Genomic DNA, 14289 nt, shown 5'->3' on the forward strand with positions numbered 1-14289 from the left:
TTAAGGTTCTGTGTAATGGATAAAACCTACAATCCGCAAGATATTGAACAGTCTCTCTATCAAGACTGGGAACAAAAAGGCTACTTTAAGCCATCTGGCCAAGGCACCCCATATTCAATTATGATCCCGCCGCCAAATGTCACAGGTAGCTTACACATGGGCCACGCTTTCCAAGATACCATCATGGATACCTTAACGCGCTTTAAACGTATGCAAGGTAACAATACGTTGTGGCAAGTAGGTACTGACCACGCAGGTATTGCCACACAAATGCTAGTAGAGCGTAAGCTTGCGGCAGAAGAAGGTAAAACACGCCATGATTTGGGCCGTGATGCATTCATCGAAAAAATTTGGGAATGGAAAAACGAGTCTGGTGGCACAATCACTAAACAACTTCGCCGCCTAGGTGCTTCTGTTGATTGGGACCGTGAACGTTTTACCATGGACGATGGCCTATCAGAAGCTGTTAAAGAAGTATTTGTACGCCTTCATAAAGAAAACCTAATTTACCGTGGTAAGCGCCTTGTAAACTGGGATCCAAAATTACACACGGCGATTTCTGATCTTGAAGTAGAAAATAAAGACAAACAAGGCCATATGTGGAACTTACGTTACCCACTAGCTGATGGCGTAAAAACGCAAGACGGTAAAGACTACATTGTTGTAGCCACTACGCGCCCAGAAACTATGCTGGGTGACTCAGGTGTGGCAGTAAACCCAGATGACGAGCGCTACCAAGACCTAATCGGTAAAGAGGTTTTACTACCGATTGTTAATCGTCGTATTAAAATTGTTGCCGATGAACATGCCGATAAAGACAAAGGCACGGGTTGTGTAAAAATCACGCCAGCGCACGACTTTAACGATAACGAAGTAGGCAAACGTCATCAAATGCCGATGATTAATATCTTCGATAAAGACGCGGCTATTTTAACTAAAGGTGAAACCTACACCTTTGATGGTAAAGAACTTGAATTTGACGCGCCAATTCCTGAGCACTTACATGGCCTTGACCGTTTTGACGCACGTAAAGCGATTGTGGCTGAATTTGAAGAGCTAGGCCTACTTGAAAAAATTGAAGACCATGGCCTAACTGTTCCTTACGGTGATCGCTCTGGTGTGGTTATTGAACCACTACTTACTGACCAATGGTATGTACGTGTTGCACCACTTGCTGAACCTGCAAAAGACGCAGTTAAAAACGGCGACATTCAGTTTGTACCTAAGCAATACGAAAACATGTACTTTTCGTGGATGAACGACATACAAGATTGGTGTATTTCACGCCAGCTTTGGTGGGGTCACCGTATTCCAGCTTGGTACGATAGCGAAGGCAACGTATACGTTGGTCGTGATGAAGCGGAAGTACGCCGCGATAACAATATTGCAGATAGCGTAGCGCTTAGCCAAGATGAAGACGTTCTTGATACTTGGTTCTCATCAGCACTGTGGACCTTCTCAACCCAAGGTTGGCCAGAAAATACTGATGACTTAAAAACTTTCCACCCATCTGACGTGTTGGTAACCGGTTTTGATATCATTTTCTTCTGGGTTGCACGTATGATCATGATGACGCTGCACTTTATAAAAGATGAAAATGGCAAACCACAAGTTCCATTTAAAACCGTGTATGTAACTGGCTTAATACGTGACGATAACGGCGATAAAATGTCGAAGTCAAAAGGTAACGTACTTGACCCACTTGATATGATTGACGGCATTGGCCTTGAAGACTTAGTACAAAAACGTACTGGTAATATGATGCAGCCTAAACTTGCCGCTAAAATTGAAAAAGATACCCGCAAAGTATTTGCAAACGGTATTGAAGCACACGGTACCGACGCACTGCGCTTTACCTTAGCAGCCATGGCTTCAACTGGTCGTGATATAAACTGGGATATGAACCGCCTTGAAGGCTACCGTAACTTCTGTAACAAGTTATGGAACGCAAGCCGTTACGTATTAATGAACACAGAAGAGCAAGACTGTGGTTTTAACGAGAGCGAAAAGCAGTACTCGTTAGCTGATCGCTGGATTTTAGGCCAATATGAAGCCACGGTTAAAACCTACACTGAGCACCTTGATAACTACCGTTTTGATTTAGCGGCGAACACATTATATGAATTCACCTGGAATCAGTTCTGTGATTGGTACTTAGAACTAACTAAGCCGGTACTATTTAAAGGCAATGAAGCTCAGCAACGTGGTACACGTCATACACTTATTACCGTACTTGAAAGCTTACTGCGTTTAATGCACCCAATGATGCCTTACATTACAGAAACAATTTGGCAACGTGTAGCACCACTTGCAGGGCTTGAAACAACAGGCACTAGCATTATGGTTCAAGGGTTTCCTGTTTATAACCAAGCCAATGTTGATTCACAAGCGATGGATGACTTAGAGTGGGTTAAGCAATTCATTTTAGCGATTCGTAATATTCGTGGTGAAATGGATATCAGCCCAAGCAAGCCGTTATCAGTGCTACTAGCCAATGCATCGAGCGACGATGTGCGCCGTATTAACGAAAATGAATCGTTTTTAGCGTCACTCGCTAAGCTTGAAGCATTTACTCTGCTTGAAAACAAAGACGATGCCCCTGCGTGTGCAACCTCTTATGTTGGCAACCTTGAGATTATGATCCCAATGGCGGGCTTAATTGATGTGGAAGCTGAGCTTGCACGTATCAACAAGCAACTTGAAAAAGCAGAGAAAGGCCTAGCGCAAGTGCAAAACAAACTGGCTAACGAAAAGTTTGTTAACAACGCACCTGAAGCGGTACTTGCTAAAGAAAATGCTAAGCTAGCTGAATTTACAGATGCTAAAACTAAGCTACTAGAGCAAAAAGTTAAAATAGAAAGCTTATAATTAAACCGTTACGGATGGCTTATGCCATTCGTAAACAGTTAATTTATAAGTATAAAAAAGCCGCTTACTTCATTTGAAGTAAACGGCTTTTTTGTGTCTAGGCTCTGTACTCTAGGCAGAATTAGAACGTGTAGTTATACTGAGCACCAATAAGTACGGCATGACCTTTTGATTCAAAAGACCATTGCTGAGGTAGCGTTTCGCTTTCTACTTTTTCAGTGAACTTTTGCGTTTTACCACGTAATACACTCACACCCAAATCAACATTTGAGTTTTGATCAATCGCGTAGTTACCACCAAACGAGAACCAAAAACGGTCTGTATCAGGAATAGAAATTGATAAATGCTGTTGTGACACTGGCGACTCATCAAACGCAAAGCCGGCACGTAGCATTAAGTTTTCGCTGTACTGGTAATCAGCACCGATTGAGTAGCGCATTGCATCAGAGAAATCTTCTGTTTTTTCGAAGGCACTGAACTTATCGCCTGTAGGCGCAGTAACTTGCGCTTCTAATGAGTCAAAGCTGCTCCAACCTGTCCATAATACGCTGTAGTGAACGCCTAGTTTCTCGTCTAACTGATGAGAGCCTGAGAACTCAGCAATTGCTGGTAATGTAATTTCAACAGAGCCCGGTAATTCAAGCTGTCCGTTTAATCCACCAGGAATAAATGAAGGTAGTTCATTCGAGTATTCACCTTCAAAAGTAATATCTGTTTCTGTGCGGTAATTAAAACCAAAGCGGCTATTTTCATCTAGCTGATACATTAAGCCAACGTTTAAGCCGTAACCCATATCATCACCTTCAAGGTTAACCGCATCAGCACTTGCAGGAATAGAAGCAATAGCAGGGTTTACAGGAGGTACGAAACCAAACTTACGGATAATCTTCGCTTCTGCATAAATTGCATTCAAACCAATACCAAAGCTAAACTGCTCTGATACTTTATAAGCAACACTTGCGTTCATGTTTACAGTAACAATTTCAGTTTCACCGGCAATTTGGCCAGCTGCGTAATCATCGTTAAACTCAGTGGCAAGGCCAAAGTTAGAAAAAGCACCAAATCCAACCGATACTTTATCGTTTACTGGCATAGTGAAATAGCCCGCAGGAATAATCGCGCTTGGTGCGATGCTGTCATCATTTAATACGCTGTTATCTAAACCATAGGCATTACCTGTGCCTGTTAGGCTCACATCAGGAATAACAGCAATAGCTGCAACGCTAAGTTGCTTCTCTTTAAACAACGTCATTAACGCTGGGTTACGTGCTACTACAGACGCATCATCTGCTACAGACGCCTCACCTGCGTATGCACGACCTAAACCAGATACATTTTGCTCAGCAAGTTGAAAAGCCGCTGCAAAGGTATCAGCTGAAACAAATGCCAGCGATGCAGCAATAAGAGTTTTAGTAAATTTCATTGTTGTGTCCTTAGCCAAACTTACTGTTTGGATAGCTATGTGTGTTGTTATTAGAGTTTCAAACCCGCGTACACTACCTTAATTTTTTATAAAAAACCCTACTAAAACGTTAAAAAAGGCCAAAAAACACGTTTTTTAACGACAATTTAACAACTATTTAAAACTCATCGGACAAGAAGTGTGGTATTAGAGTATATACTCTAATGATATTAATTCTCATTTGCATTGACTTGAAATACTTTGCAATTTACACTGCCAATAAAATCACCAAGGGAGAAAACAGTGATCATTTTACTTATTGTTACAGCGCTTACTTTTTGTGGCTTAAGTGTTTATTTCTTTTATAAAGCAAATTATTGCGCGTGTACGCAGGCAGGTAAATGTGACAACCCAGTTAATCTCTATTGGTTAGCAGCCATTAGCATGGCAATTATTTCTTTGGTTTTTTGCTGCTTAGCGCTGCATGTAGAATTAGGCACATTACTGTGGATAACGTTAATGGGTAATTGCTTTTTAGGTGGGTATATTTCTGCTAAAACAAACAGAAAAAGACGATGCAAAAATACTAAAGCAGTAAATGCTCTTTTAAAAGTCGAGGTAAGTTAATTTTATAATCAGCGGGGGATCTCTCAAGTAACATAGCGCTAAATTCTCAAAAAGGTGTTTGGCTTAGCAGCAGAGAAGCGATGAAGCACCTTAAAATATCAGGCTGTGAGCTAATGCAACTCCTTAGCTAGATGTAAAAATGTGCTAGTTAGAGTATTAGATTAACACTTTTAAAAATTAATGGTGCTTTTAAGTCAACGTTTTTAACTTGGTCACACTCAGGTCACCATTTACTTGGATGTTAGTATTTACTATCAATAAAAGCTAACGGATCAAATCGCACTCTCGGCAGGGATCGAACCTGCAACATAGCCTTCGTAAAAACCTATACCCTGATAATCGATTATAGGAATAAAATATGTCTAACCTTTAAATTATTAATTACAGGTATACCCTAAATATTTAATACTTATGATCTGAACCAATAGTTTTGGACACCTCATTAAGTGAGTAAACTAACTCATAGAGGTGAAACATGACAACTAAGACCAAACGTAAATCCTATTCAGAAGAATTCAAAGAAGAAGCACTAAAGCTGGCGAGTAAAGTAGGTTTTGCTCAAGCTGCCAGAGAATTAAGTGTCGCAGAGTCCCAGCTTTACTATTGGCGAACTGCTGCTCTGAAAAAGGCATCTACATCAGATAGAGAAAGTACGTTAGCTACCGAGAATGCTCGTTTGAAACGCCAACTAGCGGTGCAAGCAGAGGAGCTAGACATATTAAAAAAAGCCGCCACCTACTTCGCGAAAAATCAAAAATAACACGATTTGAATTTATGCAAAGCTACCGAAGCACATTCAGCGTTATCAGAATGGCTAAGGTACTTTGTGTATCGCCAAGTGGGTTTTATGCATGGATAAAATCATGTGAGCACGTGTGTAAGCGCAAACAACAACAGCAAATGTTAGATACTCAGGTCAAAGCCGTATTTGTTGACAGTAAAGAGCGAGACGGTGCGAGACGTATCCAAGTCGAGCTGGCGGAGCAAGGGAATAAACATGATGTAAAAACCATCAACAGAAGCATGGGACGTCAGGGTTTAGTAGCTAAAGCAGCTCGTAAATTCAAGTCGACCACCGACAGTAAACACAATTTACCTGTGGCCCCTAATTTACTTGAGCAGAACTTTACCGCCGATAAGCCCAACCAAAAATGGGCAGGTGATATCACGTATCTAATGACCAGCGAAGGATGGCTTTACCTCGCTGTGATTATCGACCTGTACTCGCGCTCAGTGATTGGTTGGTCAATGAGTACACGCATGACATCATCTTTGGTGTGTGACGCCCTGCAAATGGCTATCTGGCGCCGAGGTAGACCTAAAGATGTCATTGTACATAGTGATAGAGGCAGCCAATATGCTTCCCATGCTTATCGTGATTTATTAAGCGAACATCATTTAATGCAAAGTATGAGTCGTAAAGGCAACTGCTGGGATAATGCGTGTGTGGAAAGCTTCTTCCATTCACTCAAGGTCGAAGCCATCCAATATGAGCCTATTATGAACCGAGAAACTATGAGGCAGCATGTATTTGAATATATAGAAATTGATTACAACAAAAAGAGAAGGCATAGTGCGTTAGGCTATTTAAGCCCCGAGAAATTTGAACAACTAAATGTCGCTTAACGAAGTGTCCACTAATGATGGTTCAGATCACCTGTGATCACACCTGCAGCAGTGAGCATTTGCGGGCCGTGGCAAATAGAGGCAATTGGTTTATCCGCTGTAGCAAAGTGTTGAATTATTTCGATCACTTTCGCGTTCAAACGTAAATACTCAGGGGCACGGCCACCGGGTAAATACAAGGCATCGTAATCAGCGGCATTAATGTTGGCAAATGTCGCGTTAAGTGCAAAATTATGACCGCGTTTTTCGGTATAGGTTTGGTCGCCTTCAAAATCATGAATCGACGTTGCGATAGTGTCACCCGCTTTTTTATCAGGGCATACAGCATCAACCTGATGACCCATTGCCAATAATGCTTGAAAAGGCACCATGTTTTCATAGTCTTCAACAAAGTCACCGGTGATCATAAGTACTTTAGCCATGTTTTGCTCCAGATCTTAATTGTGCGTAAACGTATCAGAGTGGAAATTAAGTACACGCTAATACCGTGAGTGTTTAGTAAAGCACATACAAATCAGCAGCGGGTAGTATTCTAATACTACAATAGCGAGAGCTGCTGTGTTCCATTCCTTATTGTTTTTAATGACTTGAATAACCAGAAAGCTGATATATAACTTATCTCCAGTGGCTTTGTTGTTTTAAATAATACCTGCTGGAGCATGGTTAAAATATATGTTTTATATAACATAGTTAAAAACCCCAACCGATTCGAAGTCGAGTGCTATTTATTCGCTGCAATTGATTTTAATGAGAAACTAGCTTATTATCGCAATAACTTTTTTTGTGATAAGGCTCGTTATTTTGCGCATTACGCCGCCCTAGGTTTCCCCCCCCCTCTAAATTGCCATAATTTAAATGGCTATCAATTGCTGTTTTCAGCAGGTGCTTGTTTGCGCCATCAAAAAATATTTAAGCACCCTGTTCAACGCGTTAACTGTCGATACGCTAATGTATTGCTATGTTGAAACTGTGGTTTATCGAATTTTTATCAATTTAAATTGTGTTTTTACTTTTGGCTAAATGATTTACGTATCAAAGCAGAGCATTGCTTTGCGTGTGAGCGTGTTAAGTTAAAAGAATTTTGCATGATGAAATTGATAACACATAAAACAAGGTTTTCTATGTTCGAAAAATTTAAACTCGAATGGTTCGCTAACATTCGTGGCGACTTACTTGCGGGTATTGTGGTCGCATTAGCTTTGATCCCTGAGGCTATCGCGTTTTCTATTATTGCTGGTGTTGACCCTAAAGTCGGCCTCTATGCTTCATTTTGTATTGCGGTTGTGATTGCCTTTGTTGGTGGCAGGCCCGGTATGATCTCTGCGGCCACCGGCGCGATGGCACTGTTAATGGTAACGCTAGTAAAAGAGCATGGCCTTGAATACTTACTTGCCGCTACTTTACTCACCGGTGTATTGCAAATTATTGCCGGTTATTTAAAGCTTGGCAGCTTAATGCGTTTTGTCTCGCGCTCGGTGGTTACTGGCTTCGTTAATGCCTTGGGTATACTTATTTTTATGGCGCAGTTGCCAGAGCTTACCAATGTAACTTGGCATGTCTACGCAATGACCGCCGCTGGTTTAGGTATTATTTACTTATTCCCTTACTTACCAGTTATCGGTAAAAGTATTCCCTCGCCGTTAGTGTGTATTGTGGTACTGACTGCCATTGCCATGACTATGGGACTTGATATTCGTACCGTCGGTGATATGGGTGAACTACCCGATACCTTGCCTATCTTTTTATGGCCTGATGTGCCGCTAAACCTTGAAACGCTAATGATTATACTGCCTTATTCAATAGGTCTTGCCGTGGTAGGTCTATTAGAGTCAATGATGACGGCCACTATCGTTGATGACCTAACTGATACCTCAAGCGATAAAAACCGTGAGTGTAAAGGCCAAGGCGTTGCCAATATTGGCGCAGGTTTATTAGGTGGTATGGCTGGTTGTGCAATGATTGGTCAGTCAATTATTAATGTTAAATCGGGTGGCCGTGGCCGCTTATCGAGCTTTGCCGCAGGTGTGTATTTGCTGGTTATGGTGGTGTTTTTAGGCGAATGGTTAAAGCTCATACCTATGGCGGCATTGGTTGCAGTGATGATCATGGTGTCAATTGGCACCTTTGCGTGGGGTTCTATTCGCGACCTTAAAAAGCACCCACTTTCAACTAATATAGTTATGGTTGCTACTGTGGTTGTAGTCGTTGCAACCCATAATTTAGCAATGGGTGTGTTTGTTGGTGTATTACTGTCTGCGGTGTTCTTTGCTAATAAAATTAGCCGCTTTATGGTGGTGCAATCTGAGGCGTCTAATGGCGACAAAGTGTATACAGTGACTGGCCAAGTATTCTTTGCCACAGCCGATAAATTTGTTGATTCGTTTGATTTTAAAGACGCAGCCGACAATGTCACGATTGATTTAACCCATGCACATTTTTGGGATATCAGTGGTGTAGGCGCACTTGATAAAGTGGTGATTAAATTACGCCGAGAAGGTGCCGAAGTCACTATTAAGGGCATGAATGCAGCAACCCAAACCGTAGTTGATAAGTTTGCAATTCATGATGATCCCGCTGCCGTAGAAAAAATGATGGCAGGCCACTAAGGAGAACACAATGAAAAAAATAATAGCATGCGTAGATGGTTCACTCATGGCGCACTCAGTGTGCCAAGCGGGAGCGTGGTTATCGGAGCGTTTATCAGTGCCTTTAGTATTACTGCACAGTATTGAAAAGGACCGCTCAGCTGATATCAATTTAGCCGGTAATATTGGTCTAGGAGCTAACGAAGTATTGTTACAACAATTGGCTGATAATGACGCGCAAAAAAGTAAATTGCTTAAAGCACACAGTAAAGCGCTGCTTGAGCATTTACAGCAGTCATTGCCTGAGCTAAACAGCCCAGTTGCAACACTTGAGCGCTTTGGGGATGTAAACCACACCCTTAGCGATATTAAGGAGTCAATTCGTTGTTATGTGATGGGCCGCAGTGGTGAAAACCATGCCAGTGATTCAAACTTAGTGGGCTCGCACATTGAAAGCGCATTACGTTTGGTTGACCGCTCTATGCTATTGACCGTTGGTGAGTTTAAACAACCGCAATCGTTTTTACTTGCCTACGATGGCAGAGAGCAAGCTAACCTGGCGATTGAGCGGTTACTCGAAACCAAACTACTGGCTGACTGCGATTGCCATTTAGTGATGGTAGGTAACACCAGCCATGCCACTAAAGACGCGTTTGATAAAGAGCTAAGCCGTTTAGAGTCACAATTTGCATCCATCACTCCACACTTTGTTGATGGCGATAATATTGCTGAATCATTGTTAGCTAAACAGCTAGAGCTTAATGTTGACTTAACTGTGATGGGAGCGTTTTCGCACTCTAAAGTGAGGCAGTTCTTTGTGGGTAGTAATACGCTAAAACTAATTACTAATAGCCATACTTCATTATTAGTGATCAAGTAATACGCTGTTTTTAATATCAATGAGCCTAACGGGTTGACCTTAAAAGGTTAATACGTTGGGCCCATTTATGTGTTAATTAAATACAAGGCGGAAGATGAAAAATTTTAATTTACTTGCCGACTTAGTCGCATCGGCTGGAGTATCAATAGGTACAGATAAGCATAATGATATTGTAATAAATGATAAACACGCATTTTCCCAAGCGGTTTTACAACAAGGCACCCTTGGTTTAGGCGAAAGCTATATGGCAGGCATATGGGAAAGCGAACAATTAGACGATGTTTTTTATAAGTTTCTTCGAGCAGATATTGGGGGCAAAGTAAAACCACTTAAGCTGTTACCCTATGCTATAAAAACCCGTTTATTTAACTTACAAAAAACCAGTCGTGCATTTACAGTTGGCGAACAGCACTACGATTTAGGTAACGATTTATACCAAGCAATGCTAGATCCACGCATGACCTATACTTGTGGTTACTGGCAAGATGAGTCCCTTTTATTTGCATCACCGCTTTGAGAAAAAACTATAGTCAGCTAATATTTAAAAGAGAAAAAAGCTTTCCAGTTGTCGTAAGCCATTTTAACTTTTACAAAATAAGATACATTTTTTAAAAAGCTAAACTACACACTTTAAGCAAACACCTTAACCAGCTCTCTTATTTACCCAATTCAGATGTGGATTAAGAAACTTAAAGCTATAAGAATAATGCCCGAAAAAAACCAAACTCCACAGTATTTCACCCAGTAATTACTATTAAGATAAGTGACATTAGGATTGTTAGAGTCAATTAAAATTGTACAATCAATCCCATTTTTAAACTGGGCTATAAGCTGCTGATCAAAAGCAACAAAAACACTATAAAAATTACCTTTAAATTTATAGCTGACTAATATCCTCTTGTAGTGCAAAAGCTCTAAATTGCGCACGTTATTATCAATTACATTGTTAATGTTTACAATTTTGCAAACTCGCCAATGGTGCTTATCATAACGAATCCTGAGCCATCTTATAAATGTTAGTAAGCCCAACATAACGAAACAAAGCCCTAATAATAAAAGTAATAAGCTACTCATTTTTTAATGACTTATAAATATAATGTGCAGTTATAAGATCACTTAACGCTGTGCCAACAGACTTAAATACTGTTATATCGGATTCACATTTTCTCTCATAGTTATTTTTTTTAGCTAGCTCCGCAAGCTCGCCGGATATATTAGCTTCATCAAAAACTCCCTCAGAAATAGGAATCAACAATTCACCAGCTTCAGCAAGAACATTCTCCTTGCTATCTACATATACCTTACTTTGTGCGATAGTAATACTGTCACATTCGCGCGAGTCGCAGCGATGATTACCAATCAAATCAACATGCGTACCAGGCTTTAACCAACCACCTTTAAATAATGGCGTTGGTGAACCTGTTGCGCAGCTGATCACATCGGCACTTTTAATAACTTTTTCACAACTTTGTCCGATAACAAACTCAATATCAGTAAATGCACGCTGTAAGCTATTGTGTAAAACAGCAACTTTATCTTGATTACGCCCAATTAACGTTACACATTTAAAATCGCGCACACTCAAGTGTGCTCGAACCATATACTCAGCTAAATTGCCGCTGCCAAAAAACACTAAATGCTGGCTATCTTTTCGCGATAAATAGTAGCTTGCCAAAGCAGATACTACAGCTGTGCGCCAAAGTGTTACACGTGTACCATCAACCAGAGCAAGAGGTTCACCATGAGCGCGAGAGAACAGCATTATTTTTGAATAAAGTGACGCATACTCACTATCAGTATTACTTGGAAAGTAGGTAAATGCCTTTACTCCAATAACCTGTTCATTCCATGCTGGTAATACGGCAAATGCGTCATGGTTTGTGTCTGTTTTATCTAACTCATACACATGACGCTTGGGCATAGTAAACTGCTGAGCAAACCCTTTTTGTAAAGCAATGCGAAGCGAGTCAAAATCTAGGACAGCATCAATTTGCGTTTGATCTATTACTTTCATCCTACCCCTCCAATTCGAACGGCTTAGGGGCGTGGGTTAATACTTCATAACCATTTTGAGTTATTAAAATATCGTCTTCTATTCGCACACCACCAAAATTCGGAATGTAAATACCAGGTTCAATCGTGATCACATTACCTGCCTCTAATACATGACGGCAATTTTTATTAATAAAGGGCAACTCATGTAAAAACAAGCCAACTCCATGGCCCAACCCTTGCCCTGCCCATTTACCAAAACCAGAGTCATCGAGTACTTGCTGTGAGATGTTTTGTAAGTCTAGACAGTCAATACCTGCTTTGAGTAGGTTGATCGCTGCTTGCTGAGCATTGCTTACGCTTTGATAGATTGCTGATTGTTTCTTTGAAGCTTTACCAAGTACATAACTGCGAGTCATATCAGAGCGGTAACCATTCACCACTGCGCCAAAATCAAGAGTAATAAAATCACCTTTAGATAGAGTACGTTCACTCGGGCTGCCATGAGGCAGTGCACAACGCTCTCCAAACATTAAAATAGTGGCAAACGACATTCCTTCAGAGCCTAGTTTTTGCATTCTGAATTCAAGTTCCAGCGCTAGGTCTCGCTCTGTTACACCTTCTTTAAAATAGGGTAATGTTTGTCTAAGCGCTTCGTCAGCAATGGCCGCAGCCGCTTTTATTTGCTCGACTTCCCAATCATTTTTAACCATGCGTAAACGTTCAACCATACCGGTAACTTGTGTAACTGTATGACTAGTTAACTCACTTGCCACTTGCTGCCAAAGTGCAACATCAATAAAAGCGGCATCAAAACCTAATTGACTATTAGTCGTTAAAAAACGATTTATGCACTGACCTAATGTTTCACTATCACGATCACGGCTGACAACCTCAAAGCCAATAGACTCTTCTTGAGCTCGGCCAAAATAGCGATAATCGGTTATTAGTACACTTTCCTCCGAAGTTATTAACGCGTAAGCAGCATTACCGCTAAAGCCACTTAAGTAACGAATATTTTCATGGCCTAATACGAGTAGCGCTGTTAACCCATTTTTTTTTAATGCCTGCTTTAGTAATTGTTGGCGAGAGGTAAATTGATTTTTCATCGAAATATAAATCCTTGCTTTAGGGGATCATTTGGATCAATTAAAAAAGTATGTTTGCCAGTGACAAAGGCTTCACCGCTCACTCTAGGTATTACTGCATGGGTATCAGCTAACATGCGTTGCGCTTTTAGCTCAACTGAAAATATAGAGCCTAAAATACTCTCTATTTTTATTTGCTGTCCTAATTTAAGCCTGCCTTTTGCAAACTCTAATGCAGCTCTGGCACTCACGCCGGTACCCGTAGGGCTGCGATCTAATTCGCCCTCAGCAAAAATACAGACATGGCGGCTAAATACAGAATGACTTTTTTGTGAATTTGAATAGAAAATCACCCCATATAAAAAGCTTAATGTATCATCGGTCGGGTGTTTTGGTTGGTACTGGCTATTAACATGCTGCTTAATGATTTTTCCTAAGCTAATAATTTGTTCATGATTGTTGGGCGCCAAACTTACATCCAAAGTATCAGCATCTACAAAAGCATAATAAGCGCCGCCATAAGCAATATCACAATTGACGGCACCAAACAGAGGTATTTCTATTGGCATATCAAGTTTTTCTGCATAACTTGCAACATTATCAAAACAAACACTTATTAGTTGGTTATTTCGAAGAGTAATATACGCCTTGATAAGCCCTGCTGGTGTATCTATACGTAACTCATTAACGCCTTCAATAAAGTTGCAAATGCTGCTATCTTTAGCTGCTGTGGCAAGCGCTATGATAGCGTGACCACACATTGTGCTATAGCCTTCATTATGTAAAAACAGTACGCCAAAATGGCTATCTTTACGTTCAGGTTTTGTGATCAACGCGCCGTACATATCAGCATGACCTCGGGGTTCGAACATCAGTGCTTTACGTAGGTGATCGAATCTTGTTAGGCAATCAGCTCGCTTTTCAATCATGGTTTGCCCTTGTAGTTCAGCAAACCCATCAATGATTATGCGTAAAGGTTCACCGCCGGTATGCATATCAAGAGTATCCACTTGCAGCCAACCATCTTTAGGCTGTTGCCAATAAGAATATAAACTGTTCGTCATAGTTAACCTTAAAATTTATACGAAAAATGCCAAGCAGTTTCCTGCTCAGCATTAAGGCTGTATGGCTCAAATGAGCATGTGCTTAAACATCAAAACAACACACTAATATTACCCTCAGATAAATAGCTTAGTAGGTTGTTTTCAAACAGCTGTTTCA

Annotated in this window: 10 protein-coding genes and 1 pseudogene; 6 read left to right on the forward strand and 5 right to left on the reverse strand. The window is 40.8% G+C overall.

What is annotated here, in order from left to right; translation table 11 throughout:
- The first annotated feature begins 15 nt into the window (after window positions 1-15).
- Window positions 16-2868, forward strand: a complete 2853-nt coding sequence (locus LOC50_RS10535; RefSeq protein WP_250653186.1) for a valine--tRNA ligase — start codon at window positions 16-18, stop codon at window positions 2866-2868.
- Window positions 2869-2989: 121 nt separating this feature from the next.
- Here LOC50_RS10535 and LOC50_RS10540 read toward each other — a convergent pair whose 3' ends face one another.
- Complete coding sequence (locus LOC50_RS10540) at window positions 2990-4291, reverse strand: outer membrane protein transport protein (protein ID WP_250653187.1); 1302 nt, start codon at window positions 4289-4291, stop codon at window positions 2990-2992.
- Window positions 4292-4573: 282 nt separating this feature from the next.
- Between LOC50_RS10540 and LOC50_RS10545 the strand changes: the two genes are divergently transcribed.
- Window positions 4574-4897 (forward strand): hypothetical protein, encoded by a 324-nt coding sequence (locus tag LOC50_RS10545; protein WP_036980007.1) that lies wholly within the window; start codon window positions 4574-4576, stop codon window positions 4895-4897.
- A 475-nt stretch (window positions 4898-5372) separates the two neighbouring features.
- A protein-coding gene (locus LOC50_RS10550) for an IS3 family transposase (RefSeq protein ID WP_086957897.1) occupies window positions 5373-6523 on the forward strand; the annotation gives its coding sequence in 2 pieces (ribosomal slippage) (window positions 5373-5628 and window positions 5628-6523; 1152 coding nt in all).
- Window positions 6524-6552: 29 nt separating this feature from the next.
- Here LOC50_RS10550 and LOC50_RS10555 read toward each other — a convergent pair.
- Window positions 6553-6945, reverse strand: a pseudogene (locus LOC50_RS10555) (DJ-1/PfpI family protein); the annotation flags it as partial.
- Between the two features lie 699 nt (window positions 6946-7644).
- Here LOC50_RS10555 and LOC50_RS10560 point away from each other — a divergent pair.
- The 3 genes from LOC50_RS10560 (at window position 7645) to LOC50_RS10570 (ending at window position 10505) form a co-directional block, all read left to right on the forward strand.
- Window positions 7645-9129: a SulP family inorganic anion transporter gene (locus LOC50_RS10560; RefSeq protein ID WP_250653188.1), complete on the forward strand. Its 1485-nt coding sequence runs from the start codon at window positions 7645-7647 to the stop codon at window positions 9127-9129.
- Window positions 9130-9139: 10 nt separating this feature from the next.
- Complete coding sequence (locus tag LOC50_RS10565) at window positions 9140-9988, forward strand: universal stress protein (RefSeq protein WP_250653189.1); 849 nt, start codon at window positions 9140-9142, stop codon at window positions 9986-9988.
- Between the two features lie 94 nt (window positions 9989-10082).
- Window positions 10083-10505, forward strand: a complete 423-nt coding sequence (locus LOC50_RS10570) for a class I SAM-dependent methyltransferase (protein ID WP_250653190.1) — start codon at window positions 10083-10085, stop codon at window positions 10503-10505.
- A gap of 549 nt (window positions 10506-11054) precedes the next feature.
- On the opposite strand, the gene lhpI is transcribed toward LOC50_RS10570, so the two are convergent.
- The 3 genes from lhpI to LOC50_RS10585 are packed head-to-tail and all read right to left on the reverse strand — an operon-like array spanning window position 11055 to window position 14132.
- Window positions 11055-12002 carry a bifunctional Delta(1)-pyrroline-2-carboxylate/Delta(1)-piperideine-2-carboxylate reductase gene (lhpI, locus tag LOC50_RS10575; protein WP_069439254.1) on the reverse strand — a complete coding sequence of 316 codons (948 nt, stop codon included), beginning with the start codon at window positions 12000-12002 and terminating at the stop codon, window positions 11055-11057.
- 1 nt (window position 12003) lies between these two features.
- Entirely contained in the window at window positions 12004-13089 is a 1086-nt protein-coding gene (locus LOC50_RS10580; protein ID WP_250653191.1) for a M24 family metallopeptidase, read from the reverse strand.
- Complete coding sequence (locus LOC50_RS10585) at window positions 13086-14132, reverse strand: proline racemase family protein (RefSeq protein ID WP_250653192.1); 1047 nt, start codon at window positions 14130-14132, stop codon at window positions 13086-13088. The genes LOC50_RS10580 and LOC50_RS10585 overlap by 4 nt, the downstream gene beginning before the upstream one ends.
- Window positions 14133-14289 lie beyond the last annotated feature (157 nt).

It is taken from the genome of Pseudoalteromonas sp. SCSIO 43095, from assembly GCF_023650455.1.
GTDB classification, from domain to species: Bacteria; Pseudomonadota; Gammaproteobacteria; order Enterobacterales; family Alteromonadaceae; genus Pseudoalteromonas; species Pseudoalteromonas tetraodonis.

What these genes read in the sequence shown, in the direction of transcription:
- LOC50_RS10535 (WP_250653186.1), top strand. Translation starts at nt 16, where the DNA reads ATGGATAAAACCTACAATCCGCAAGATATTGAACAGTCTCTCTATCAA.
- LOC50_RS10540 (WP_250653187.1), bottom strand. Translation starts at nt 4,291, where the DNA reads ATGAAATTTACTAAAACTCTTATTGCTGCATCGCTGGCATTTGTTTCA.
- LOC50_RS10560 (WP_250653188.1), top strand. Translation starts at nt 7,645, where the DNA reads ATGTTCGAAAAATTTAAACTCGAATGGTTCGCTAACATTCGTGGCGAC.
- LOC50_RS10565 (WP_250653189.1), top strand. Translation starts at nt 9,140, where the DNA reads ATGAAAAAAATAATAGCATGCGTAGATGGTTCACTCATGGCGCACTCA.
- LOC50_RS10570 (WP_250653190.1), top strand. Translation starts at nt 10,083, where the DNA reads ATGAAAAATTTTAATTTACTTGCCGACTTAGTCGCATCGGCTGGAGTA.
- lhpI (WP_069439254.1), bottom strand. Translation starts at nt 12,002, where the DNA reads ATGAAAGTAATAGATCAAACGCAAATTGATGCTGTCCTAGATTTTGAC.
- LOC50_RS10580 (WP_250653191.1), bottom strand. Translation starts at nt 13,089, where the DNA reads ATGAAAAATCAATTTACCTCTCGCCAACAATTACTAAAGCAGGCATTA.
- LOC50_RS10585 (WP_250653192.1), bottom strand. Translation starts at nt 14,132, where the DNA reads ATGACGAACAGTTTATATTCTTATTGGCAACAGCCTAAAGATGGTTGG.